This window comes from Citrobacter sp. Cpo091 (assembly GCF_030332645.1).
GTDB lineage: Bacteria > Pseudomonadota > Gammaproteobacteria > Enterobacterales > Enterobacteriaceae > Citrobacter > Citrobacter portucalensis.
On the sequence record NZ_JAOWHL010000026.1, the window covers coordinates 37496 to 59812 of the forward strand.

Genomic DNA, 22317 nt, shown 5'->3' on the forward strand with positions numbered 1-22317 from the left:
TTTAAGCGATTTTAGGAAACCATTCGCAACAATCATTGCAGTGCCGTGGTGTTTTTGGCGCCAACCGTAAAGCGGTCGGTGCCGCATGGCCTGTTATGGCATAACAAGATGTACCCATAACGAGAACCGGTAATACCGGACAGCATGCAAACACATCAAGAGGATTTATGGCTGAGAACAAACCTGAGCTACAGCGTGGGCTGGAGGCTCGTCACATCGAATTAATTGCCCTTGGGGGCACTATTGGCGTTGGGCTATTTATGGGGGCCGCCAGTACCCTTAAATGGGCGGGACCTTCGGTTCTGCTGGCGTATATCGTCGCCGGGCTGTTCGTGTTTTTCATTATGCGTTCTATGGGGGAGATGTTATTCCTCGAGCCGGTTGCAGGTTCATTCGCTGTTTACGCTCACCGTTATATGAGCCCCTTCTTTGGCTATCTCACCGCCTGGTCATACTGGTTTATGTGGATGGCGGTGGGGATCTCAGAGATTACCGCCATCGGGGTGTATGTGCAGTTCTGGTTCCCGGAAATGGCGCAATGGATACCCGCACTGATCGCGGTAGGACTGGTTACGTTGGCAAACCTCGCTGCGGTTCGCCTGTATGGTGAAATTGAGTTCTGGTTTGCCATGATCAAAGTGACCACCATCATTGTGATGATCGTCATTGGGGTTGGGGTGATTTTCTTCGGCTTTGGCAATGGCGGCCAGGCGATTGGTTTTGGCAACCTGACCGAGCACGGCGGCTTCTTTGCTGGGGGCTGGAAGGGCTTCCTGACGGCATTGTGTATTGTTGTGGCGTCTTACCAGGGCGTGGAGTTGATCGGTATCACTGCAGGGGAAGCGAAGAATCCACAGGTCACGCTGCGTAGCGCGGTGGGTAAAGTGCTGTGGCGCATTCTGATTTTCTACGTTGGTGCGATTTTTGTCATCGTCACTATTTTCCCGTGGAATGAGATTGGCAGCAACGGCAGCCCGTTTGTTCTCACCTTTGCCAAGATTGGTATTACTGCTGCGGCAGGGATTATTAACTTTGTGGTGCTGACGGCGGCGCTGTCTGGCTGTAACAGCGGCATGTACAGCTGTGGGCGTATGCTCTACGCGCTGGCAAAGAATCGCCAGCTTCCTGCCGTTGTTGGAAAAGTATCACGCCATGGCGTGCCGGTTGCCGGAGTGGCTATTTCTATCGCGATCCTGCTGATTGGCTCATGCCTGAACTACATCATTCCTAACCCGCAGCGCGTGTTTGTTTATGTCTATAGTGCCAGCGTGTTGCCGGGGATGGTGCCGTGGTTTGTGATCCTGATAAGCCAGTTGCATTTCCGTCAGGCGCATAAAGCGGCGATTGCCAGTCATCCATTCCGCTCCATTCTGTTCCCGTGGGCGAATTATTTGACGATGGCGTTCCTGATTTGCGTATTAATTGGCATGTACTTTAATGAAGATACCCGAATGTCGCTTTTTGTTGGCATGGGTTTCTTACTGGCCGTGACGCTCATTTATAAGGTTTTTGGTCTGAATCGTCATGGCACAGCCCATAAATTGCGGGAATAAGCGACAAAACGCACAAACCATGACCAAACGATAATTTATTTTAAAAAAGCACTAGACAGAAGACCGAGACCTCCGTAATATCCAGCCCCGCAACGGCGCTAAGCGCCCGTAGCTCAGCTGGATAGAGCGCTGCCCTCCGGAGGCAGAGGTCTCAGGTTCGAATCCTGTCGGGCGCACCATTTAGTAGGGTGCCAGAGCTGCGGTGGTTTTAATACCGCGTAAAAGATTTGCAGTGGTGGCTATAGCTCAGTTGGTAGAGCCCTGGATTGTGATTCCAGTTGTCGTGGGTTCGAATCCCATTAGCCACCCCATTAATTTAAAGTTGTGAAATGCGAAGGTGGCGGAATTGGTAGACGCGCTAGCTTCAGGTGTTAGTGTCCTTAGGATGTGGGGGTTCGAGTCCCCCCCCTCGCACCACGACTTAAAGAATTGAACTAAAAATTCAAAAAGCAGTAAAACGGCGAGTAGCGCAGCTTGGTAGCGCAACTGGTTTGGGACCAGTGGGTCGGAGGTTCGAATCCTCTCTCGCCGACCAATTTTGAACCCCGCTTCGGCGGGGTTTTTTGTTTTCAGATTTTCCCTTCTTAGCCTGCGCATCTGCGAATTTCCTGAAGTCTTAAAAAGTCCGAATACCTGGTTTTTGCAGTGCAATCGTGGCATGCGTTGTGCAATAATATGCGGGTAGATGCTCATTCCATCTCTTATGTTCGCCATCTGGCCTCATAAACTCAGGAATGATGCAGAGCCGTTTACGGTGCTTATCGTCCACAGACAGATGTCGCTCAGGCCTCATCAAACACCATGGACATAACGTTGAGTGAAGCACCCATTTATGTTGTCATACAGACCTGTTTAACGCCTGCTCCTTACCGAGCGGGCGTTTTTTTATGCATAAACAAAATCCTTCGAGAAGTCACTTGAAGGATTTTGTTTATGCGATTGAAAAATATGTAGGCCCGGTAAGCGAGGCGCCACCGGGCAAGAGGGAATTACTGCGGGGGATTGTTGTTCTGCAGCGTCAACATCAGGCCATCACGGCGCATGGTGGCGGCTTCTTCCGGCTGGTGCAATCTGTCCAGCGCGTCAGCAAGCCAGGCGTAGTCATAGGCATCCGGGCGCTGTTTGAGAGCGGCACGGAAGGCGAGCGTAGCTTCCTGCCATTCCCCATGCTTCATTAACGACTGACCCAGCGTACTCCACAGCAACGGGCGATCGCCCACGGCTTTAATCTGCTGGCGCAGCACTTTTTCTATCTGTTCCGGATTATTGGTTTTCAGACGCGGGATCGGCAGCACCAGGCGGTCATCGTACTGACGTTTCAAACCATCAATGATGACCTGCTGCGCCGTATCGTGATCGTCACACTCAATCAGATGTTCAGCCATCGCTACCTGCAAAGCAACCTGATGACGGGTTTTACGGCTCTGGTTTTTCCACCATGCACGCAGCCCATCGCTGCCCTGATCGGCGCGGACTTGATCCATCAAGCCAACCCATGCCTGTTGTTCCAGCATGGCGCGGTGCTCATCATCACCCACATGCGCTTTTGCCATGGATGGGATGATATCCAGCAAGGAACTCCATGCGCCGGTGCGAATGTAGGCCTGCTCAGCCAGACGCAGCACTTCCGGATGACGTGGCGTCACTTCCAGCAGTTTGTCTACGCTGTGGCGTGCGGCGTGATTTTCATTACGCGCCAGTTGCAGGCGAACGCGAGCGATTTCTACCGGGATCGTATCATTTCCGGCCAGTTCGGCAGCACGCTCAAGGTGTTGGTTGGCGCGCGCTTCGTCACCGCGCTGCTGAGCCGCTTCTGCCGCCAGCAGGTAATTCACTACCGGCTGTTCTGCATGATCGGCATTTTTCGACATCAGCTTCTCAACCTGCTGATAGTCACCTTCTGCCAGTTTGAGCAGCGCCTGTTCGGTCTGTTTACGGGCGCGACGTCGCTTACGACCCACAAACCACCCACGGGTATGTGCGCCGGTGCGGAAGATTCGGCGCAACAGCCATTCAATCGCAAACAGGACGACCATGGCGACGATAAGGATGATCACCAGGCCCGTCACGCTGGTTTCGATATTGTAGTTATCCGTCTGGATCAGCACGTAACCCTGATGACCGGCTATCATCGGACCGACGACGATCCCGGCGATCAACAGCACAAAGAGCAACAATACTTTTAGCATCATTATTCTCCTTGCGGCGCGGTTGCCGGAGCATCTGTCGAAGGCGCTGGCGCAGGTGCTACTGCTACCGGTGCTGTGGCAGGCTGCGCCAGTAAATTACGTACGCGGGTCTGCATTAACTTGTCGAGAATAGCCTGGCTCTGCAGCGTTTCCGGAACATCCATACTGATGCTTTGCTGGCTCAGCTGGTCTACTTCTTCAAGGAACGCTTTGGTCGCTGCATCGTCGGTGTCGTAGTAAGCACGCACCCATGTGGAGACATTTTCCAGCGCCTGGCGGTATGTTTCTTCCTGATGACGCGGCACGGCCTGTGCGGCCACTAACAGACGAGAACGGATGTTCTCACGTAAGTAAACGTCCTGGTTCGGTGCCAGCAGCGGGACGGCGGTTTCATCACGACGACGAATAGTGATGAAGCTGTCCATAAAGTTCTGCCAGCTTTTTTGCAGATTGACGCGCCATTCGCTAATCGAGCTGGAAAGCTCGCTGCTGTCGGAGTCCATTGGAGAATCGTCGGTGTCGTTGTCGGCCAGACGCAGATTATCAATCTGATTAGAGAGCTGATTCACTTTCAGGATAATGCCGTCATAGTCGACCTGAGTCACCGCGGAGAGGCTCGCGATGTCGTCAGTAATCGCACGTCGCGCGGTAATTAAGCTCGGGTCGTTCATATCCGCCAGGCTGGCGTCGGCGCTTTTCAACAGCGCAGCGGCGGTGGTGACATCCTGATCGCTCCATAATTTACGACCGGCCAGTTTCACCAGAAAATCAGCCTGCGCCAGCAGCCATGTACCCGCATCGCTGCCGGAGATGGTGGCGACTTTTTGCTGGACTTCATCAAGCTGTTTGACCAGCGTGGCCTGCTGGCGAGTGGCTTCATCCAGCTGTGTTGCCTGCTGTTTAATAATACCTTCCAGCTCAGCTTTTTGGCTTTCCTGCGCTTTTTGCAGCGCCGTCAGCTGGTTCGCCAGCGCATCGCTGGTTGCCGTTTGTGTTGTTGCCTGTTGTTTCCCCCAGCCGTACAGCCCAACGCCTGCAGCCAGCGCAATAGCAATCGCCACAGCGCTCAGAATCAGCGCCGTGCTGTTCTTACTCTTCTTTTCAGTATTGACTGGCTGTGACGTGGTTTCCACGGCCTCCCTGGTCTCTTCAACCACGGCGGAGGATTTTTCTTGTTCCGTCATTATGGCATCCCATTATGAGAGTTATTGTAATGCGCGTAGTAGCGCATCGTTGTCGGCGTTATCAGCGACCTTAATATCTTGCCAGCCCAGTTCCCGGGCGAGGTGCGCCAGACGCTCACTGACGACCAACAGCCGACAGCGTAGTAACCAGTGCTCACGATACCACTGCGGAATGAGCGACCAGAGCTGTTGTAGCATCTCTCCGCTGGTGACAACCACCGTGGTTACGCCACGGGATTGCCAGCGCATAGCTTCTTCCGCACCATCGTAATGTTTTGCACTGCGTTGATAACATTCACAAAAATCGACATCGGCTCCGCGTGCCGTCAGGGTTTCACCTATCAGCTCCCGGCCACCGTTGCCGCGTAATATAAGCGCGCGTTTTCCCGCAATATTTTGTAATTCAGGTAATTGTAGCAAGACTTCGCTAATTTCCCGATCCAGAGGGTAGTGAATATTGAAGCCGCTAACAGTATGCAGCGCCAGCGCCGTTGTACGGCCAATGGCAAAATAACGCGGAAGGGATGGCCAGCTTTTCTCTTGCTGGCGAAGCTCGGCATCTGCAAAGGTGACGGCGTGCTGCGAGAGAGCGAAGACCAGATCGTTCTCCGTCAGCGCCGACAGTCGGGAAGCAACCGTTGCCAGTTCCCGACCAGGTGAAAACTCGATGAGCGGAAAACTCCAAGCCACCTGCCCCAGTGTGCGCAGTCGGCTCACTAACTCTTCCCCTGCGGGAGACGGGCGGGTGACCAGAATACTCATGCGGGGGCTTCTCCGTTATAAACTTCCGCCAGAATGGCGCGCGCACCGTTCTCCAGCAGTTCTTCTGCCAGAGAGATGCCCATCTGTTCGGCATCTTGTGTAGCGCCGCGACGTTCTCCGCATACCATCTGTGAACCGTCTGGCGCGCCGACCAGCGCACGTAGCCAAATCTCACCGTCGATGATTTCGGCATAGCTACCAATAGGTACCTGACATCCCCCTTCCAGGCGGGTGTTCATAGCGCGTTCTGCTTTGACGCGTAGCGCGGTCTCTTCATGGTTGAGCGGCGCTAACAGCGCCTGAGTGCGCATATCATCCAGTCGACATTCTATGCCTACTGCGCCTTGCCCGACAGCGGGCAGGGAGACTTCCGGCGGCAGAGCGGTGCGGACTCGCGACTCAAGACCTAAACGTTTTAATCCGGCGACCGCCAGAATAATGGCGTCATAATCGCCGTTATCCAGTTTGCTGAGGCGCGTGCCTACGTTGCCGCGCAGCGAACGGATGACGAGATCCGGGCGACGCTTCGCCAACTGGCACTGGCGGCGCAAACTGGATGTCCCGACGATGCTGCCTGCGGGGAGTTCATCCAGCGAGTTGTACTTATTTGATACGAAAGCATCACGCGGATCCTCTCGCTCACAAATGGTGACCAGCCCAAGACCGTCAGGGAATTCAACCGGCACATCCTTCATGGAATGCACAGCGATATCGGCGCGTTTTTCCAGCAGCGCGACTTCCAGCTCTTTAACAAACAACCCTTTCCCCCCGACCTTCGCCAGCGGGGTATCAAGGATCACATCGCCACGGGTTACCATAGGAACCAGTTCCACGATCAGACCGGGGTGGTTTGCCATTAAGGCGTCTTTGACATAATGTGCCTGCCAGAGCGCAAGGGGGCTTTGGCGTGTGGCAATTCTCAAAACATTGTCTAACATGCTTGTTACCGTCATTATCAATCATTGACCATCCTAACATCCTTATCAAAGGGATGTCAGCGTTACGCTCAAACGTAAGTGAGAGGAAAAGGCGCTGCATCATCACTGGCAGTGAATAATGACGAGAAACCTCCCGACCGTATGAAGGAATTTACACGTAACGAACGGTGCTACACTTGTATGTAGCGCATCTTTCTTTACGGTCAATGAGCAAGGTGTTAAATTGATCACGTTTTAGACCATTTTTTCGGCTGAACAGCATAAAAAAATATGGGCGAAAAACAGGTAACGGTTATTTTTGACATACGGTTTATCCGAATTGATGGCGATTATTGTGAGCGCTTGCGCCGCGGCAATCGACAACATGACGGATAGCAACATCAGGCGATACGTCTTGTACCTCTATATTGAGACTCTGAAACAGAGACTGGATGCCATAAATCAACTGCGTGTGGATCGCGCGCTTGCTGCCATGGGACCTGCCTTCCAGCAGGTATACAGTCTGCTGCCGACATTATTGCACTACCACCATCCGCTGATGCCGGGTTACCTCGATGGTAACGTTCCCAAAGGCATATGCTTTTACACGCCTGATGAAACCCAACGCCACTACCTGAACGAACTGGAACTGTACCGCGGTATGTCGCCGCAGGATCCTCCCAAGGGCGAACTGCCGATCACCGGCGTTTACTCAATGGGCAGCACCTCTTCGGTAGGGCAAAGCTGTTCCTCTGACCTTGATATCTGGGTCTGCCATCAATCCTGGCTGGATAGCGAAGAGCGCCAGCTGCTGCAGCGTAAATGCAGCCTGCTGGAAAGCTGGGCCGCCTCGCTGGGCGTGGAGGTCAGTTTCTTCCTGATTGATGAAAACCGTTTCCGTCACAATGAAAGCGGCAGTCTGGGTGGTGAAGACTGTGGCTCGACGCAGCATATCCTGTTGCTTGATGAATTCTATCGCACCGCTGTGCGCCTCGCGGGTAAACGTATTCTGTGGAATATGGTGCCTGGCGACGAAGAAGAGCATTACGACGATTACGTCATGACGCTCTACGCGCAGGGGGTGCTAACGCCAAACGAATGGCTGGATCTCGGCGGACTCAGTTCGCTTTCCGCCGAAGAGTACTTTGGCGCCAGCCTCTGGCAGTTGTACAAGAGTATCGACTCCCCGTACAAAGCGGTGCTGAAAACGCTGCTGCTGGAAGCCTATTCCTGGGAATACCCAAATCCACGCCTGTTGGCGAAAGATATTAAACAGCGCCTGCACGATGGCGAGATCGTCTCTTTTGGTCTCGACCCTTACTGCATGATGCTGGAGCGCGTTACCGAATACCTCACGGCGATCGAAGATCCGACGCGCCTGGATTTAGTGCGTCGATGTTTCTACTTAAAAGTGTGTGAGAAACTGAGCCGTGAGCGCGCCTGCGTGGGCTGGCGTCGTGAAGTATTAAGTCAGTTAGTGAAAGAGTGGGGCTGGGATGACGCCCGTCTGACCATGCTGGATAACCGCGCTAACTGGAAGATTGACCAGGTACGCGAAGCGCATAACGAACTGCTCGATGCGATGATGCAGAGCTATCGTAATCTGATCCGCTTTGCGCGGCGCAATAACCTCAGCGTCAGCGCCAGCCCGCAGGATATCGGCGTGCTGACCCGTAAGCTGTATGCCGCGTTTGAAGCGTTGCCGGGTAAAGTCACGCTGGTGAACCCACAGATATCTCCGGATCTCTCGGAACCGAATCTGACCTTTATCCATGTACCGCCGGGTCGTGCCAACCGTTCAGGTTGGTATCTCTACAACCGCGCGCCGAACATGGACTCGATCATCAGCCATCAGCCGCTGGAATATAACCGCTATCTCAACAAGCTGGTGGCGTGGGCCTGGTTCAACGGCCTGCTGACCTCGCGTACGCATTTGTTTATTAAGGGCAACGGCATTGTTGATTTGCCGAAGCTGCAGGAAATGGTCGCCGACGTATCGCACCACTTCCCGCTGCGGCTGCCTGCACCAACGCCGAAAGCGCTCTATAGCCCATGCGAAATTCGCCATCTGGCGATTATCGTTAACCTCGAATATGACCCAACGGCCGCATTCCGTAATCAGGTGGTACATTTTGATTTCCGTAAGCTGGACGTCTTCAGCTTTGGCGAAGAGCAAAATTGCCTGGTAGGAAGCGTCGACCTGCTGTACCGCAACTCGTGGAATGAAGTGCGTACGCTGCACTTCAACGGCGAGCAGGCGATGATTGAAGCGTTAAAAACGATTCTGGGCAAAATGCACCAGGATGCCGCGCCGCCAGATAGCGTCGAGGTCTTCTGCTATAGCCAGCATCTGCGCGGTTTAATTCGCACCCGCGTCCAGCAACTGGTGTCTGAGTGCATCGAATTACGCCTCTCCAGCACCCGTCAGGAAACCGGACGTTTCAAAGCGCTGCGTGTTTCCGGCCAGACGTGGGGATTGTTCTTCGAGCGCCTGAACGTTTCGGTACAGAAGCTGGAAAACGCAATTGAATTCTATGGCGCGATTTCACATAACAAACTGCACGGGCTTTCCGTCCAGGTTGAGACCAACCATGTGAAACTTCCGTCGGTGGTCGACGGTTTTGCCAGCGAAGGGATTATTCAGTTCTTTTTCGAAGAAACGGGTGATGAGCAGGGCTTTAATATCTACATTCTGGACGAAAGCAATCGGGCTGAGGTGTATCACCACTGCGAAGGTAGTAAAGAGGAGTTGGTACGCGACGTCAGCCGTTTCTACTCATCGTCGCATGATCGTTTTACCTACGGCTCCAGCTTCATCAACTTTAACCTGCCGCAGTTCTATCAGATTGTGAAAACCGACGGGCGCGCGCAGGTGATTCCGTTCCGCACCCAGCCGATTAGCGCCGTTCCGCCAGCCAGTCAGGACAACGACACGCCGCTGTTACAGCAGTATTTCTCGTGAGTTAACTTGCCCGGTGGCGCGACGCTTACCGGGCCAAAGTAGGCCGGATAAGCGAAGCGCATCCGGCACTAAAGCTTAGCGGAAGCTCACCTCTTCACCCGCCTGCTGCGTTGCCGCTTGTTCCAACAGATCCCAGAAAGTTTCGCCGCTTCGGTCGCAGATCCATTCGTCGCCTTTCAGGTCAAAGTGGTAGCCGCCCTGTTTGGTCGCCAGCCACACCTGGTGGAGCGGCTCCTGACGGTTAATGATAATTTTGCTGCCGTTTTCGAAGCTGATGGTCAGCACGCCGCCGTTGATCTCACAATCGATATCGCTGTCGCCATCCCAGTCATCCAGACGTTCTTCAATGGTCATCCACAGGGTGTCAGCAAGGCGATGAAATTCACTGTCGTTCATTTTCTTATCCTATTTTTCGTGATGCCCGCAGTATAACGTGGAATAAATCGCGATGCAGTTTTTAGCCAAACTCTTGCTTTTACGCCTTCTCCTGCGATGATAGAAAACAGAAAGCATGAACTTTACAGGCAATCCATAATGAAAAACGTGTTAAAGCCACTCGCTGTCATTTTTACTCTGTTCAGCCTGACGGGCTGTGGGTTAAAAGGCCCGCTCTATTTCCCGCCAGCTGATAAAACCGCGCCGCCTCCGACCAAGAGCGTTCAGCCGCAATCGCAATCCACCACGCCTGAGAAAAACGATCGTGGGATTAGTGATGGGCCTTCTCAGGTGAATTACTAACGGCAGGAATAGATTTTACATTTCTGTACCCGCGTGAACGGAGTGAATGATGCAATTCTCTAAAATGCATGGCCTTGGCAACGATTTTATGGTCGTCGACGCGGTAACGCAGAATGTCTTTTTCTCACCAGAGCTGATCCGCCGCCTGGCCGACAGACATCTCGGCGTTGGATTTGATCAACTGCTGGTGGTTGAGCCTCCGTATGATCCGGAGCTGGATTTCCACTACCGTATTTTTAATGCCGACGGCAGTGAAGTGTCACAGTGTGGCAATGGTGCCCGCTGTTTTGCCCGTTTTGTTCGCCTGAAAGGGCTGACCAATAAACGTGATATTCGCGTCAGTACCGCGAATGGTCGTATGGTATTAACCGTAACCGACGACGAGCTGGTGCGGGTGAATATGGGCGAACCCAATTTTGAACCCTCGCAGGTTCCTTTTCGCGCTAATAAAGCAGAGAAGACCTATATTATGCGCGCGGCCGAACAGACAGTATTGTGCGGCGTGGTTTCAATGGGGAACCCGCACTGCGTGATTCAGGTTGATGATGTTGATACGGCCACGGTAGAAACACTGGGACCGGTTCTGGAAAGCCACGAACGCTTCCCTGAACGCGCCAATATCGGATTTATGCAGGTGGTAAAACGCGAGCATATCCGACTGCGCGTCTATGAGCGCGGCGCGGGTGAAACGCAGGCCTGCGGCAGCGGTGCGTGCGCTGCCGTTGCGGTCGGTATCCAGCAGGGTCTGCTGGCAGAAGAAGTGAGGGTGGAATTACCGGGCGGTCGACTTGATATCGCCTGGAAAGGTCCGGGTCATCCGCTGTATATGACTGGCCCGGCGGCACATGTCTACGACGGATTTATTCACTTATGAAGCAACCAGGGGAAGAACTACAGGAAACGCTCATGGAGCTGGACGACCGGGCGGTCGTCGATTACCTGCAACGTAATCCTGAGTTTTTTATCCGTAATGCCCAGGCCGTTGAAGCGATGCGAGTTCCGCACCCAGTGCGGGGCACGGTCTCTTTAGTGGAATGGCATATGGCGCGGGCACGTAATCATATTAACGTGCTGGAAGAGAACATGGCGTTGTTGATGGAACAAGCCAACGCCAATGAAAGCCTGTTCTATCGTCTGTTAAATCTGCAAGGGCGGCTGGTGTCGTCCAGCAGTCTTGACGACATGCTGATGCGATTTCATCGCTGGGCGCGTGAGTTAGGGCTGGCCGGAGCGACGGTTCGTCTGTTCCCGGATCGTTGGCGACTTGGCGCGCCATCAAAATTCACCCATCTGGCATTAAGCCGTCAGGCTTTTGAACCGCTGCGTATCCAGCGTCTGGGTCAGTCACAGCACTATCTTGGGCCGCTCAATGGTCCGGAATTGCTGGTCATGATGCCGGAGGCGAAAGCCATAGGCTCGGTGGCGATGTCGATGCTCGGGCAAGATGGCTCTCTGGGCGTGATGCTGTTTAGCAGCCGTGACGTTAATCATTACCAGCAGGGGCAAGGCACGCAATTGCTGCAGGAAATCTCGCTGATGTTGCCGGAGCTGCTGGAGCGCTGGATTGAACGCGTATGACCGATTCACCCCTTTCTCAGGATGTGGCGCGCTTTTTGCGCTATCTGGGCGTTGAGCGTCAGCTTAGCCCGATCACATTGCTTAATTATCAGCGTCAGCTTGATGCCATCATTGCGTTAGCCGGAGAGACCGGTCTGCAAAGCTGGCAACAATGTGATGCTGCGATGGTACGTAGTTTTGCTGTTCGCAGCCGTCGTAAAGGACTGGGGCCGGCGAGTCTGGCGCTGCGTCTCTCCGCGTTACGCAGTTTCTTCGACTGGCTGGTTAATCAGGGCGAGCTGAAAGCCAATCCGGCAAAAAGCGTTTCCGCGCCGAAAGCACCGCGTCATCTCCCTAAAAATATCGATGTCGACGATGTTAATCGTCTGCTGGATATCGATCTCAACGATCCCCTTGCCGTGCGCGATAGAGCAATGCTGGAAGTGATGTACGGCGCGGGTCTGCGTTTATCTGAGTTGGTTGGGCTGGATATTAAACATCTCGACCTCGACACCGGCGAAGTGTGGGTGATGGGTAAGGGCAGTAAAGAGCGTCGCCTGCCGATTGGCCGCAACGCGGTGGCGTGGATTGAGCACTGGCTGGATCTACGCGGGCTATTTGGCAGCGATGACGATGCGCTATTTCTGTCCAAACTGGGCAAACGCATCTCGGCGCGTAATGTGCAGAAACGCTTTGCTGAATGGGGTATCAAGCAGGGGCTGAACAGCCACGTACATCCCCACAAATTGCGTCACTCCTTTGCGACGCATATGCTGGAGTCGAGCGGCGATCTGCGCGGAGTGCAGGAGTTATTGGGTCATGCCAATCTCTCCACGACTCAAATCTATACCCATCTTGATTTTCAACACCTGGCTTCAGTGTACGATGCGGCGCATCCGCGCGCCAAACGGGGGAAATAATGCGTTTTTACCGGCCTTTGGGGCGCATTTCTGCGCTCACCTTTGACCTTGATGACACCCTTTACGATAACCGTCCCGTTATCACACGCACCGAGCAGGAAGCGCTCGCGTTTGTACAGAATTACCATCCGGCGTTGAATTCGCTGCAAAATAGCGACCTACAGCGCTTACGTCAGGCCGTTCGTGACGCCGAGCCGGAAATCTACCACGATGTTACCCAATGGCGTCACCGTGCCGTAGAGCGCGCTATGCTGGAGGCGGGGTTGTCAGCGGCAGAAGCCAGAATGGGGGCGAATGCGGCGATGATGAATTTTGCCAAATGGCGTAGCCGCATTGAAGTCCCGCAGACGACGCATGACACGCTGAAGGCGCTGGCCCGCAAATGGCCGCTGGTGGCGATCACCAACGGTAACGCGCAGCCGGAACTGTTTGGCCTGGGTGATTACTTTGAGTTTGTGCTGCGCGCCGGTCCCGACGGGCGATCAAAACCGTTTAGCGACATGTACACGTTGGCGGCGGAAAAACTGAAAATGCCTGTGGGTGAGATTCTGCACGTGGGTGATGACCTGACGACGGACGTCGCGGGCGCCATCCGTTGTGGTATGCAGGCCTGCTGGATCAAACCGGAAAATGCCAACCTGATGCAAACCGCAGACAGTCGTTTGCTTCCGCATATCGAAATTTCACAGTTGGCATCTCTGACCTCGCTGATATAATCACCAGCAGAACTCTGTATATATACCCAGCTTTTTGGCGGATGGCGCTACGCTTATCCGCCATACCTACTTTTACGCGGCGGTGCCAATGGACGTTTCTTACCTGCTCGACAGCCTTAATGATAAACAGCGTGAAGCGGTGGCCGCGCCACGCAGCAACATGCTGGTTCTGGCAGGCGCGGGGAGTGGTAAAACGCGCGTGCTGGTGCACCGTATCGCCTGGTTACTGACGGTTGAGAACAACTCGCCGTACTCCATTATGGCGGTGACCTTTACCAACAAAGCGGCGGCGGAAATGCGCCACCGTATCGGCCAGATAATGGGAACCAGCCAGGGCGGTATGTGGGTAGGTACATTCCACGGTCTGGCCCACCGTCTGCTGCGCGCGCACCATATGGATGCGAACCTGCCGCAGGATTTTCAGATCCTCGACAGTGAAGACCAACTGCGTTTGCTCAAGCGTCTGATCAAGGCGATGAACCTTGATGAGAAGCAGTGGCCACCGCGTCAGGCGATGTGGTTCATCAACAGCCAGAAAGACGAAGGGCTGCGTCCGCATCATCTGCAAAGCTACGGCAACCCGGTTGAGCAAACCTGGCAGAAAGTGTATCAGGCTTACCAGGAAGCGTGTGACCGCGCGGGGCTGGTGGATTTCGCCGAGCTGCTGCTGCGCGCCCACGAGCTGTGGCTCAACAAACCGCATATCCTGCAGCACTACCGCGAACGTTTTACCAATATCCTGGTGGACGAATTTCAGGATACCAACAACATTCAGTACGCGTGGATCCGCCTGCTGGCGGGCGATACCGGCAAGGTAATGATCGTCGGCGATGACGATCAGTCAATCTACGGCTGGCGCGGAGCGCAGGTGGAGAACATCCAGCGCTTCCTCACGGATTTCCCCGGCGCAGAAACTATTCGCCTGGAGCAGAACTACCGCTCGACTAACAATATCCTCAGCGCGGCCAACGCCCTGATTGAAAACAACAACGGGCGTCTGGGTAAAAAGCTGTGGACCGATGGCGTCGACGGCGAACCGATCTCGCTGTACTGCGCGTTCAACGAACTCGATGAAGCGCGCTTTGTGGTCAATCGTATCAAGACCTGGCAGGACAACGGTGGTGCGCTGGAGCAATGCGCTATTCTTTATCGCAGCAACGCCCAGTCGCGCGTACTGGAAGAGGCGTTGTTACAGGCCAGCATGCCGTATCGGATTTATGGCGGGATGCGCTTCTTCGAACGCCAGGAAATCAAAGATGCGCTTTCCTACCTGCGTCTGATCGCCAACCGCAATGACGACGCCGCATTTGAGCGCGTGGTGAATACGCCCACCCGCGGGATTGGCGATCGTACTTTGGATGTGGTGCGTCAGACCTCCCGTGACCGCCAGCTAACGTTGTGGCAGGCCTGTCGTGAGCTGTTGCAGGAAAAAGCCCTCGCGGGTCGCGCCGCCAGCGCCTTACAGCGCTTTATGGAGCTGATTGACGCACTGGCGCAGGAGACCGCCGATATGCCGCTGCACGTGCAGACTGACCGGGTGATTAAAGACTCCGGCCTGCGCATGATGTACGAGCAGGAAAAAGGCGAGAAAGGCCAGACGCGTATCGAAAACTTAGACGAGCTGGTGACGGCAACGCGCCAGTTCAGCTACAACGAAGAAGACGAAGACTTAATGCCGCTGCAGGCGTTCCTGTCTCACGCCGCGCTGGAAGCGGGCGAAGGGCAGGCGGATACCTGGCAGGATGCGGTACAGCTGATGACGCTGCACTCGGCGAAAGGTCTGGAGTTCCCGCAGGTGTTTATCGTCGGGATGGAAGAAGGTATGTTCCCCAGCCAGATGTCGCTGGACGAAGGTGGTCGCCTCGAAGAAGAGCGCCGCCTGGCTTACGTAGGCGTGACCCGTGCAATGCAAAAGCTGACGCTGACCTACGCCGAAACGCGTCGTCTGTACGGCAAAGAGGTTTACCATCGTCCGTCGCGCTTTATCGGCGAACTGCCGGAAGCGTGCGTTGAAGAGGTTCGCCTGCGCGCCACTGTCAGCCGCCCGGTGAGCCATCAGCGGATGGGCACGCCAATGGCGGAAAATGATACCGGCTATAAGCTCGGCCAGCGCGTGCGCCACGCTAAATTTGGCGAGGGCACCATCGTCAACCTGGAAGGAAGCGGCGAACACAGTCGTTTGCAGGTCGCATTCCAGGGGCAGGGGATCAAATGGCTGGTTGCCGCCTACGCCAGACTGGAAACGGTATGATCGCCTGATGTCGCTGCGCTTATCAGGCCTACGCGGAACGTAATATTTTGATTTGTAGGCCGGATAAGGCGAAGGCGCCATCCGGCTATCTGTCGGTTAATATTCTGAAATCATAGATAAATAATTCCCCTCTGCTAACCTTTCTGTATAAGGGGAAATTATTACTTTTTCGCCATCCGTTGCGTGTTGACGTCAAAATTTTGCTGGCGTAACATGCGCGCACGATTACGCTAAGAGGACATTCGCCTTGGACACACCCAGTAGATACTGGCTCATTATCCTGTCATCCAGGATCAACTCCTAAGGCTATCCCTTTTTGCTGATAGCCTTCGCGGTTGTCAGCGACCTTCTGTTTTTTCCCGTCGCGCTGAGTCAGGCTGTTTAATGGTCTGAAACCCAATTTGTTTCTGTGTGCCCTCCGAACTGTCCGATAATTTTTTGCATTGGGAGTCCCGGTCATGCTGAGCGCATTTCAACTGGAAAACAATCGTTTAACTCGCCTTGAGGCAGACGAGATCGAGCACCTGGCCAGTTCGGTTTGGGTCGATTTAGTCGAGCCGGATGACGAAGAACGAAACCGTGTGCAAAAGGACTTGGGCCAGAATCTGGCTACGCGCCCTGAACTGGAAGACATCGAAGCATCCGCACGTTTTTTTGAAGACGAAGACGGTCTGCACATCCACTCCTTCTTCTTTTACGAAGACGCCGACGATCACGCGGGTAACTCAACCGTCGCATTTACCATTCGCGAAGGCCGCCTGTTTACTCTGCGCGAGCGCGAACTGCCGGCCTTCCGCCTGTACCGCATGCGTGCGCGTAACCAGGCTATGGTGGATGGTAACGCCTACGAGCTGTTGCTCGACCTGTTCGAAACCAAAATTGAACAGCTGGCAGATGAAATCGAAAACATCTACAGCGACCTGGAAAAACTCAGCCGTGTGATCATGGAAGGGCGTCAGGGCGATGAGTATGACGAAGCGCTGTCGACGTTGGCGGAACTGGAAGATATCGGCTGGAAAGTACGTCTGTGTCTGATGGATACCCAGCGCGCGCTGAACTTCCTGGTACGTAAAGCGCGTTTGCCGGGCAGTCAGCTGGAGCAGGCGCGTGAGATCCTGCGCGATATCGAATCCCTGCTGCCTCATAATGAATCGCTGTTCCAGAAGGTTAACTTCCTGATGCAGGCGGCGATGGGCTTTATCAACATCGAGCAGAACCGCATCATCAAGATCTTCTCGGTGGTTTCTGTGGTATTCCTGCCGCCGACGCTGGTGGCTTCCAGCTACGGGATGAACTTTGAGTTTATGCCGGAATTGCACTGGAGCTTCGGTTACCCGGGCGCGATTGTCTTTATGATGCTCGCGGGATTGGCGCCGTATCTGTACTTTAAGCGCAAGAACTGGCTGTAATCACTGTACTTTATCCGGCCTACGGCGATGTGCTTTTGTAGGCCGGATAAGCGAAGCGCCATCCGGCACTCCCCTAGCTCCGACGAACCCGTCGTTGCGTATAAATCGCATCCATCACGAAAATCGCCAGTGCCACCCAGATAAACGCAAACGTGACCATTTTATCCGTTCCCGGGACTTCACCGTAGAAGGTGACGGCCAACAGGAACATCAGCGTAGGCCCGATATACTGGAAGAATCCCAGCGTGGACAGACGCAGGCGGGTTGCCGCGCCGGTAAAGCACAGCAGCGGAATGGTGGTCACGACACCCGCGGCAATCAGCAGCAGGTTGAGCGACATGGGGTTTTGCCCCATATGGCTGGTTGAGCTGTCCGCAATGCCAAACAGATAGATGGCGGCGACAGGTAAAAGCCACAGGGTTTCGATCAGCATGCCGGTTTGTGCTTCGACGGCAATCTTCTTGCGCACCAGCCCATAGAACGCAAAGCTGAACGCCAGTCCCAGCGCGATTATTGGCAGCGATCCGAAGGTCCACAGCTGTACCAGCACGCCGCAGGCGGCTAACAGTACTGCCAGCCACTGCATGCGACGAAAGCGCTCACCGAGGAATAGCATTCCCAGCACAATATTCACCAGTGGGTTAATAAAATAGCCGAGGCTGGCTTCCAGCATATGGTGATTATTGACCGCCCAAATGAACAGCAGCCAGTTTCCGCCGATGAGCACTGCAGAGAGCGCCAGCAGGAAGATCTTCTTTGGCGTTTGTAGCAGCGTTTTGACGCCTGACCACTGGCGGCTGATGCTCATCAGTACCACCATAAAGAAAAATGACCAGATGACGCGGTGCGTCAGGATCTCATCCGCCGGGACATAGTAAATCAGCTTGAAGTAGGCGGGAGCGATACCCCAAATAAAATAAGCAGCAAGAGCGAGTAGCACGCCCTGCCGCGTTTGTTTAGCATCCATCGGGAAAACTCATTGCAGAAATGTAACAGCAGTTTACCTTTTTTTAGGCACTTACCCCACCATATAAGTGGCGGTTGCGCTGGCAATATAAAGCTGTTCTTCGTTATGCAATTCCACGCGCGCAACAGCGACTTTATTACCCGCCCGCAGCAGGCTGCTGGTGGCGGTAAAGCGATTCCCTCTTCCGGGGCGCAGATAATCAACACGCAAATCGATTGTACCCATGCGTGACATCCGCTGACGCAGTTCGTCCTCGCTGATTGTTTCATGGCGGGTCAGCGTACTCCCAACGCATACCAGCCCGGCGGCGACGTCCAGCGCCGAGGCGATCACGCCGCCATGCAGAATGCTTTGCGCCCAGTTTCCGACCATCATCGGTTGGTTATTAAAGGCTAATTGAGCAAATTCTTTCTCATAGCGTTCGAGCTCCAGTCCCAGCGCCCGGTTAAACGGCATATGATAGACAAACATTTCACCCACTAACTTCAGCGCTTCCTCAGCAGTAAGTACGGCAGACATACGATCCCTACATCTTGGTGGTTAATGAAATGTTGATATTATGCTTATTATTTGTTGTTTTCTACTTTAGGACGGGATAACTAACGAGGAACTAGCTAAGTATGTAGAATACTTGCCAGATAATTATACAATTCATCAATATTTTGGTTCAGGAGAACATTACCGATGCGGGCGATTCTGGGATGGTTACTACCAGCAATTATGCTGCCGTTGACCGCGTATGCGCAGGAAGCGACAGTGAAAGAGATTCATGATGCACCGGCGGTTCGTGGCAGTATTATCGCCAATATGCTGCAGGAACATGACAACCCTTTCACGCTTTATCCTTATGATACCAACTATCTTATTTACACCAATACCAGCGACATGAACAAAGAGGTGATCAGCAGTTATAGCTGGTCCGAAAATGCGCGCAAAGATGAAGTTAAGTTTCAGTTAAGCCTGGCGTTTCCGCTCTGGCGCGGGATATTAGGCCCAAACTCGGTACTTGGCGGTTCCTATACCCAGAAGTCCTGGTGGCAGCTTTCGAACAGTGAAGAGTCTTCACCGTTTCGCGAAACCAACTACGAACCGCAATTGTTCCTCGGTTTCGCCACCGATTATCGCTTTGCCGGTTGGACGCTTCGTGATGTCGAAATGGGTTATAACCATGACTCCAACGGCCGTTCCGATCCCACGTCACGTAGCTGGAACCGTCTTTATACCCGTCTGATGGCTGAAAATGGTAACTGGCTGGTGGAAGTTAAGCCGTGGTACGTGATTGGTAGCACCGACGATAACCCTGATATCACTAAATACATGGGCTACTATCAGCTGAAAATGGGGTATCACCTAGGTGACGCGGTTATCAGCGTGAAAGGCCAGTACAACTGGAATACCGGCTACGGCGGCGCAGAGCTGGGGGCCAGTTATCCCATCACGAAGCATGTGCGTCTATACACTCAGGTCTACAGTGGTTACGGCGAATCGTTGATTGACTACAACTTCAATCAGACGCGTGTTGGTGTGGGCGTGATGCTCAACGATATCTTCTGATAAGTATTGAGAGTATTTTAATCATTGCAGTTTCTCTCTCAGGCGCTGAAAATAGCGCCTGTTTTTATTTCAGGCGAATGGGGTTAATGTGGCGCAGGCGGAAGTGTTGAATCTGGAAATGGGCGCTAAACAGGTTTTGCAGGAAACCTTTGGCTACCAACAGTTTCGCCCCGGTCAGGAAGAAATCATTGATACCGTGCTCTCTGGTCGCGACTGCCTGGTCGTTATGCCGACCGGCGGCGGTAAATCCCTGTGCTATCAAATTCCCGCATTATTGCTAAACGGACTCACCGTTGTTGTTTCCCCGCTGATTTCCCTGATGAAAGATCAGGTCGATCAACTGCTGGCCAACGGCGTGGCGGCGGCGTGCCTGAATTCTACTCAAAGTCGTGAACAGCAGCTTGAGGTGATGGCGGGCTGTCGCAGCGGGCAGATTCGCTTACTGTACATTGCGCCCGAACGCCTGATGCTGGATAACTTCCTTGAGCATCTGGCGCACTGGAATCCGGTGCTGCTGGCGGTTGATGAAGCGCACTGTATTTCGCAGTGGGGGCATGATTTCCGCCCCGAGTACGCTGCGCTGGGCCAGCTGCGCCAGCGTTTCCCGACGCTGCCGTTTGTGGCGCTGACCGCGACCGCGGATGAGACAACCAGGCTGGACATTGTGCGTCTGCTGGGACTCAACGATCCGTTAATTCAGATCAGCAGCTTTGACCGCCCAAACATTCGCTACATGCTGATGGAGAAGTTTAAGCCGCTCGATCAGCTGATGCGCTACGTGCAAGAGCAGCGCGGTAAGTCTGGCATTATCTATTGTAACAGTCGCGCCAAAGTCGAAGACACCGCCGCGCGTCTGCAGAGCCGTGGCATCAGCGCCGGGGCTTATCATGCCGGGCTGGAAAATGCCGTACGCGCCGAGGTGCAGGAGAAATTCCAGCGTGATGACCTACAAATCGTAGTGGCGACCGTGGCGTTCGGTATGGGGATCAACAAACCTAACGTACGCTTCGTGGTGCATTTCGATATTCCGCGTAACATCGAATCCTATTACCAGGAAACCGGCCGCGCCGGGCGTGATGGCCTGCCGGCGGAAGCGATGCTGTTTTACGATCCGGCTGATATGGCATGGCTACGCCGTTGCCTCGAAGAGAAACCCGCTGGGCAACTACTGGATATCGAGCGTCATAAGCTCAATGCGATGGGGGCGTTTGCCGAGGCACAAACCTGTCGTCGTCTGGTGCTGCTGAACTATTTTGGCGAAGGGCGCCAGGAGCCGTGTGGCAACTGCGATATCTGTCTCGACCCGCCAAAACAGTACGACGGACTTATGGATGCGCGCAAAGCGCTGTCGACGATTTACCGTGTTAACCAACGCTTCGGCATGGGGTACGTCGTGGAAGTTCTGCGCGGAGCGAATAACCAGCGTATTCGCGAACTGGCTCATGACAAACTGCCGGTCTATGGCATTGGTCGCGAGCAAAGCCACGAACACTGGGTGAGCGTTATTCGCCAGCTTATTCACCTGGGCCTGGTGACGCAGAATATTGCTCATCACTCCGCGTTACAGCTAACAGAAGCCGCGCGTCCGGTGTTGCGCGGTGACGTTGCGTTACAGCTTGCTGTACCACGTATTGTGGCGCTGAAACCGCGTGCGATGCAGAAATCCTTCGGTGGTAACTACGACCGCAAACTGTTCGCCAAATTGCGTAAGCTGCGTAAAGCCATTGCCGACGAAGAGAACATTCCGCCGTACGTGGTGTTCAACGACGCCACGCTGATTGAAATGGCGGAGCAGATGCCGGTTTCACCGAGTGAAATGCTAAGCGTAAACGGTGTGGGGATGCGTAAACTGGAGCGTTTCGGTAAAGAGTTTATGGCGCTTATTCGCGCACACGTTGATGGTGACGACGAAGAGTAGTCAGCCGGGCAAAAAAGTGCCAGGATGGTGACTCACTGAACTATTCCCCCGCGAGTCATTTTTATGTTAACGCTATTTTTCACCGTTGCGTTGGTGCATATCGTTGCGCTGATGAGCCCCGGTCCCGATTTCTTTTTTGTTTCTCAAACTGCGGTTAGCCGTTCGCGCAAAGAAGCTATGATGGGCGTGCTGGGCATTACCTGCGGCGTCATGGTCTGGGCTGGCGTGGCACTGCTCGGCCTGCATCTGATTATCGAAAAAATGGCCTGGCTGCATACCATTATTATGGTCGGCGGGGGGCTGTATCTGTGCTGGATGGGTTATCAGATGCTGCGCGGCGCGTTTAAAAAACAGGATGTTGCAGCACCCACTCCGCAGGTGGAGCTGGCGCAGAGCGGACGCAGCTTTTTGAAAGGTCTGCTGACCAACCTGGCGAACCCTAAAGCCATTATCTATTTTGGTTCCGTCTTCTCATTGTTCGTTGGCGATAACGTGGGAACGGGTGCGCGTTGGGGGATTTTTGCTCTGATTATCGTGGAAACGCTGGCGTGGTTTACCGTGGTCGCCAGCCTGTTTGCGCTCCCGAAAATGCGTCGTGGCTATCAGCGTCTGGCGAAGTGGATTGATGGTTTTGCCGGTGCGCTGTTCGCAGGCTTTGGTATCCATCTGATTATTTCGCGCTAAGTTTGTTGCCCGCCTGGGACTCCCAGGCGGTATGCG

General features: G+C 54.1%; 20 protein-coding genes and 4 tRNA genes. 17 read left to right on the forward strand and 7 right to left on the reverse strand.

The window, feature by feature from the left end; all coding sequences use genetic code 11:
• The first annotated feature begins 167 nt into the window (after window positions 1-167).
• From thrP to OGY04_RS01930, 5 genes are all read left to right on the forward strand, one after another.
• A complete protein-coding gene (thrP, locus tag OGY04_RS01910; RefSeq protein WP_286584673.1) occupies window positions 168-1553 on the forward strand; it encodes a bifunctional threonine/serine APC transporter ThrP in 1386 nt (461 codons plus the stop codon).
• A gap of 102 nt (window positions 1554-1655) precedes the next feature.
• Window positions 1656-1732: transfer RNA gene (locus OGY04_RS01915), tRNA-Arg, on the forward strand.
• Window positions 1733-1788: 56 nt separating this feature from the next.
• Window positions 1789-1864: transfer RNA gene (locus OGY04_RS01920), tRNA-His, on the forward strand.
• 20 nt (window positions 1865-1884) lie between these two features.
• A tRNA-Leu gene (locus OGY04_RS01925) sits at window positions 1885-1970 on the forward strand.
• A gap of 41 nt (window positions 1971-2011) precedes the next feature.
• A tRNA-Pro gene (locus OGY04_RS01930) sits at window positions 2012-2088 on the forward strand.
• Window positions 2089-2542: 454 nt separating this feature from the next.
• On the opposite strand, the gene hemY is transcribed toward OGY04_RS01930, so the two are convergent.
• Genes hemY through hemC form a run of 4 tightly spaced genes read right to left on the reverse strand, consistent with a single transcriptional unit; the run spans window position 2543 to window position 6626 of the window.
• Window positions 2543-3742 (reverse strand): protoheme IX biogenesis protein HemY, encoded by a 1200-nt coding sequence (hemY, locus tag OGY04_RS01935; RefSeq protein ID WP_128612347.1) that lies wholly within the window; start codon window positions 3740-3742, stop codon window positions 2543-2545.
• Between the two features lie 2 nt (window positions 3743-3744).
• A complete protein-coding gene (gene hemX / locus OGY04_RS01940; RefSeq protein ID WP_048237113.1) occupies window positions 3745-4926 on the reverse strand; it encodes a uroporphyrinogen-III C-methyltransferase in 1182 nt (393 codons plus the stop codon).
• 21 nt (window positions 4927-4947) lie between these two features.
• Window positions 4948-5688, reverse strand: coding sequence for a uroporphyrinogen-III synthase (gene hemD, locus OGY04_RS01945; RefSeq protein WP_003828974.1), 741 nt, complete (start codon window positions 5686-5688; stop codon window positions 4948-4950).
• Window positions 5685-6626 (reverse strand): hydroxymethylbilane synthase, encoded by a 942-nt coding sequence (gene hemC / locus OGY04_RS01950; RefSeq protein ID WP_003828972.1) that lies wholly within the window; start codon window positions 6624-6626, stop codon window positions 5685-5687. Before hemC ends, hemD begins: the two co-directional genes overlap by 4 nt.
• A 394-nt stretch (window positions 6627-7020) precedes the next feature.
• Between hemC and cyaA the strand changes: the two genes are divergently transcribed.
• Window positions 7021-9567: a class I adenylate cyclase gene (cyaA, locus tag OGY04_RS01955; protein WP_032934207.1), complete on the forward strand. Its 2547-nt coding sequence runs from the start codon at window positions 7021-7023 to the stop codon at window positions 9565-9567.
• 75 nt (window positions 9568-9642) lie between these two features.
• On the opposite strand, the gene cyaY is transcribed toward cyaA, so the two are convergent.
• On the reverse strand, window positions 9643-9963 hold the full coding sequence (cyaY, locus tag OGY04_RS01960; protein WP_003828967.1) for an iron donor protein CyaY: 321 nt from the start codon (window positions 9961-9963) through the stop codon (window positions 9643-9645).
• A 138-nt stretch (window positions 9964-10101) separates the two neighbouring features.
• On the opposite strand from cyaY, the gene lptM reads away from it, so the two are divergent.
• The 8 genes from lptM (at window position 10102) to corA (ending at window position 17158) form a co-directional block, all read left to right on the forward strand.
• Complete coding sequence (gene lptM / locus OGY04_RS01965; RefSeq protein WP_003017937.1) at window positions 10102-10305, forward strand: LPS translocon maturation chaperone LptM; 204 nt, start codon at window positions 10102-10104, stop codon at window positions 10303-10305.
• A 49-nt stretch (window positions 10306-10354) separates the two neighbouring features.
• On the forward strand, window positions 10355-11179 hold the full coding sequence (dapF, locus tag OGY04_RS01970) for a diaminopimelate epimerase (RefSeq protein WP_003017933.1): 825 nt from the start codon (window positions 10355-10357) through the stop codon (window positions 11177-11179).
• Window positions 11176-11883 carry a DUF484 domain-containing protein gene (locus OGY04_RS01975; RefSeq protein ID WP_286584675.1) on the forward strand — a complete coding sequence of 236 codons (708 nt, stop codon included), beginning with the start codon at window positions 11176-11178 and terminating at the stop codon, window positions 11881-11883. Before dapF ends, OGY04_RS01975 begins: the two co-directional genes overlap by 4 nt.
• Complete coding sequence (gene xerC / locus OGY04_RS01980) at window positions 11880-12782, forward strand: tyrosine recombinase XerC (RefSeq protein WP_032945700.1); 903 nt, start codon at window positions 11880-11882, stop codon at window positions 12780-12782. The genes OGY04_RS01975 and xerC overlap by 4 nt, the downstream gene beginning before the upstream one ends.
• Complete coding sequence (gene yigB, locus OGY04_RS01985) at window positions 12782-13498, forward strand: 5-amino-6-(5-phospho-D-ribitylamino)uracil phosphatase YigB (RefSeq protein ID WP_279851057.1); 717 nt, start codon at window positions 12782-12784, stop codon at window positions 13496-13498. Before xerC ends, yigB begins: the two co-directional genes overlap by 1 nt.
• Before the next feature lie 88 nt (window positions 13499-13586).
• Entirely contained in the window at window positions 13587-15749 is a 2163-nt protein-coding gene (gene uvrD, locus OGY04_RS01990; protein ID WP_003828957.1) for a DNA helicase II, read from the forward strand.
• A 247-nt stretch (window positions 15750-15996) separates the two neighbouring features.
• Window positions 15997-16053, forward strand: a complete 57-nt coding sequence (gene ysgD / locus OGY04_RS01995; protein WP_212723238.1) for a YsgD/CorL family protein — start codon at window positions 15997-15999, stop codon at window positions 16051-16053.
• Between the two features lie 154 nt (window positions 16054-16207).
• Window positions 16208-17158 carry a magnesium/cobalt transporter CorA gene (gene corA / locus OGY04_RS02000; RefSeq protein ID WP_003017920.1) on the forward strand — a complete coding sequence of 317 codons (951 nt, stop codon included), beginning with the start codon at window positions 16208-16210 and terminating at the stop codon, window positions 17156-17158.
• A 73-nt stretch (window positions 17159-17231) separates the two neighbouring features.
• Here the strand turns inward: corA and rarD are convergent, their stop codons facing one another.
• Together rarD and yigI are read right to left on the reverse strand one after the other, a co-directional pair.
• Entirely contained in the window at window positions 17232-18125 is an 894-nt protein-coding gene (rarD, locus tag OGY04_RS02005; RefSeq protein ID WP_003828953.1) for an EamA family transporter RarD, read from the reverse strand.
• Window positions 18126-18176: 51 nt separating this feature from the next.
• Window positions 18177-18644: an acyl-CoA thioesterase YigI gene (yigI, locus tag OGY04_RS02010; RefSeq protein ID WP_003017917.1), complete on the reverse strand. Its 468-nt coding sequence runs from the start codon at window positions 18642-18644 to the stop codon at window positions 18177-18179.
• A 165-nt stretch (window positions 18645-18809) separates the two neighbouring features.
• On the opposite strand from yigI, the gene pldA reads away from it, so the two are divergent.
• The 3 genes from pldA (at window position 18810) to rhtC (ending at window position 22281) form a co-directional block, all read left to right on the forward strand.
• Entirely contained in the window at window positions 18810-19679 is an 870-nt protein-coding gene (pldA, locus tag OGY04_RS02015) for a phospholipase A (protein ID WP_286584678.1), read from the forward strand.
• Between the two features lie 88 nt (window positions 19680-19767).
• Complete coding sequence (recQ, locus tag OGY04_RS02020) at window positions 19768-21597, forward strand: ATP-dependent DNA helicase RecQ (RefSeq protein WP_008787089.1); 1830 nt, start codon at window positions 19768-19770, stop codon at window positions 21595-21597.
• Window positions 21598-21660: 63 nt separating this feature from the next.
• A complete protein-coding gene (rhtC, locus tag OGY04_RS02025; protein WP_003828942.1) occupies window positions 21661-22281 on the forward strand; it encodes a threonine export protein RhtC in 621 nt (206 codons plus the stop codon).
• Window positions 22282-22317: the final 36 nt, after the last annotated feature.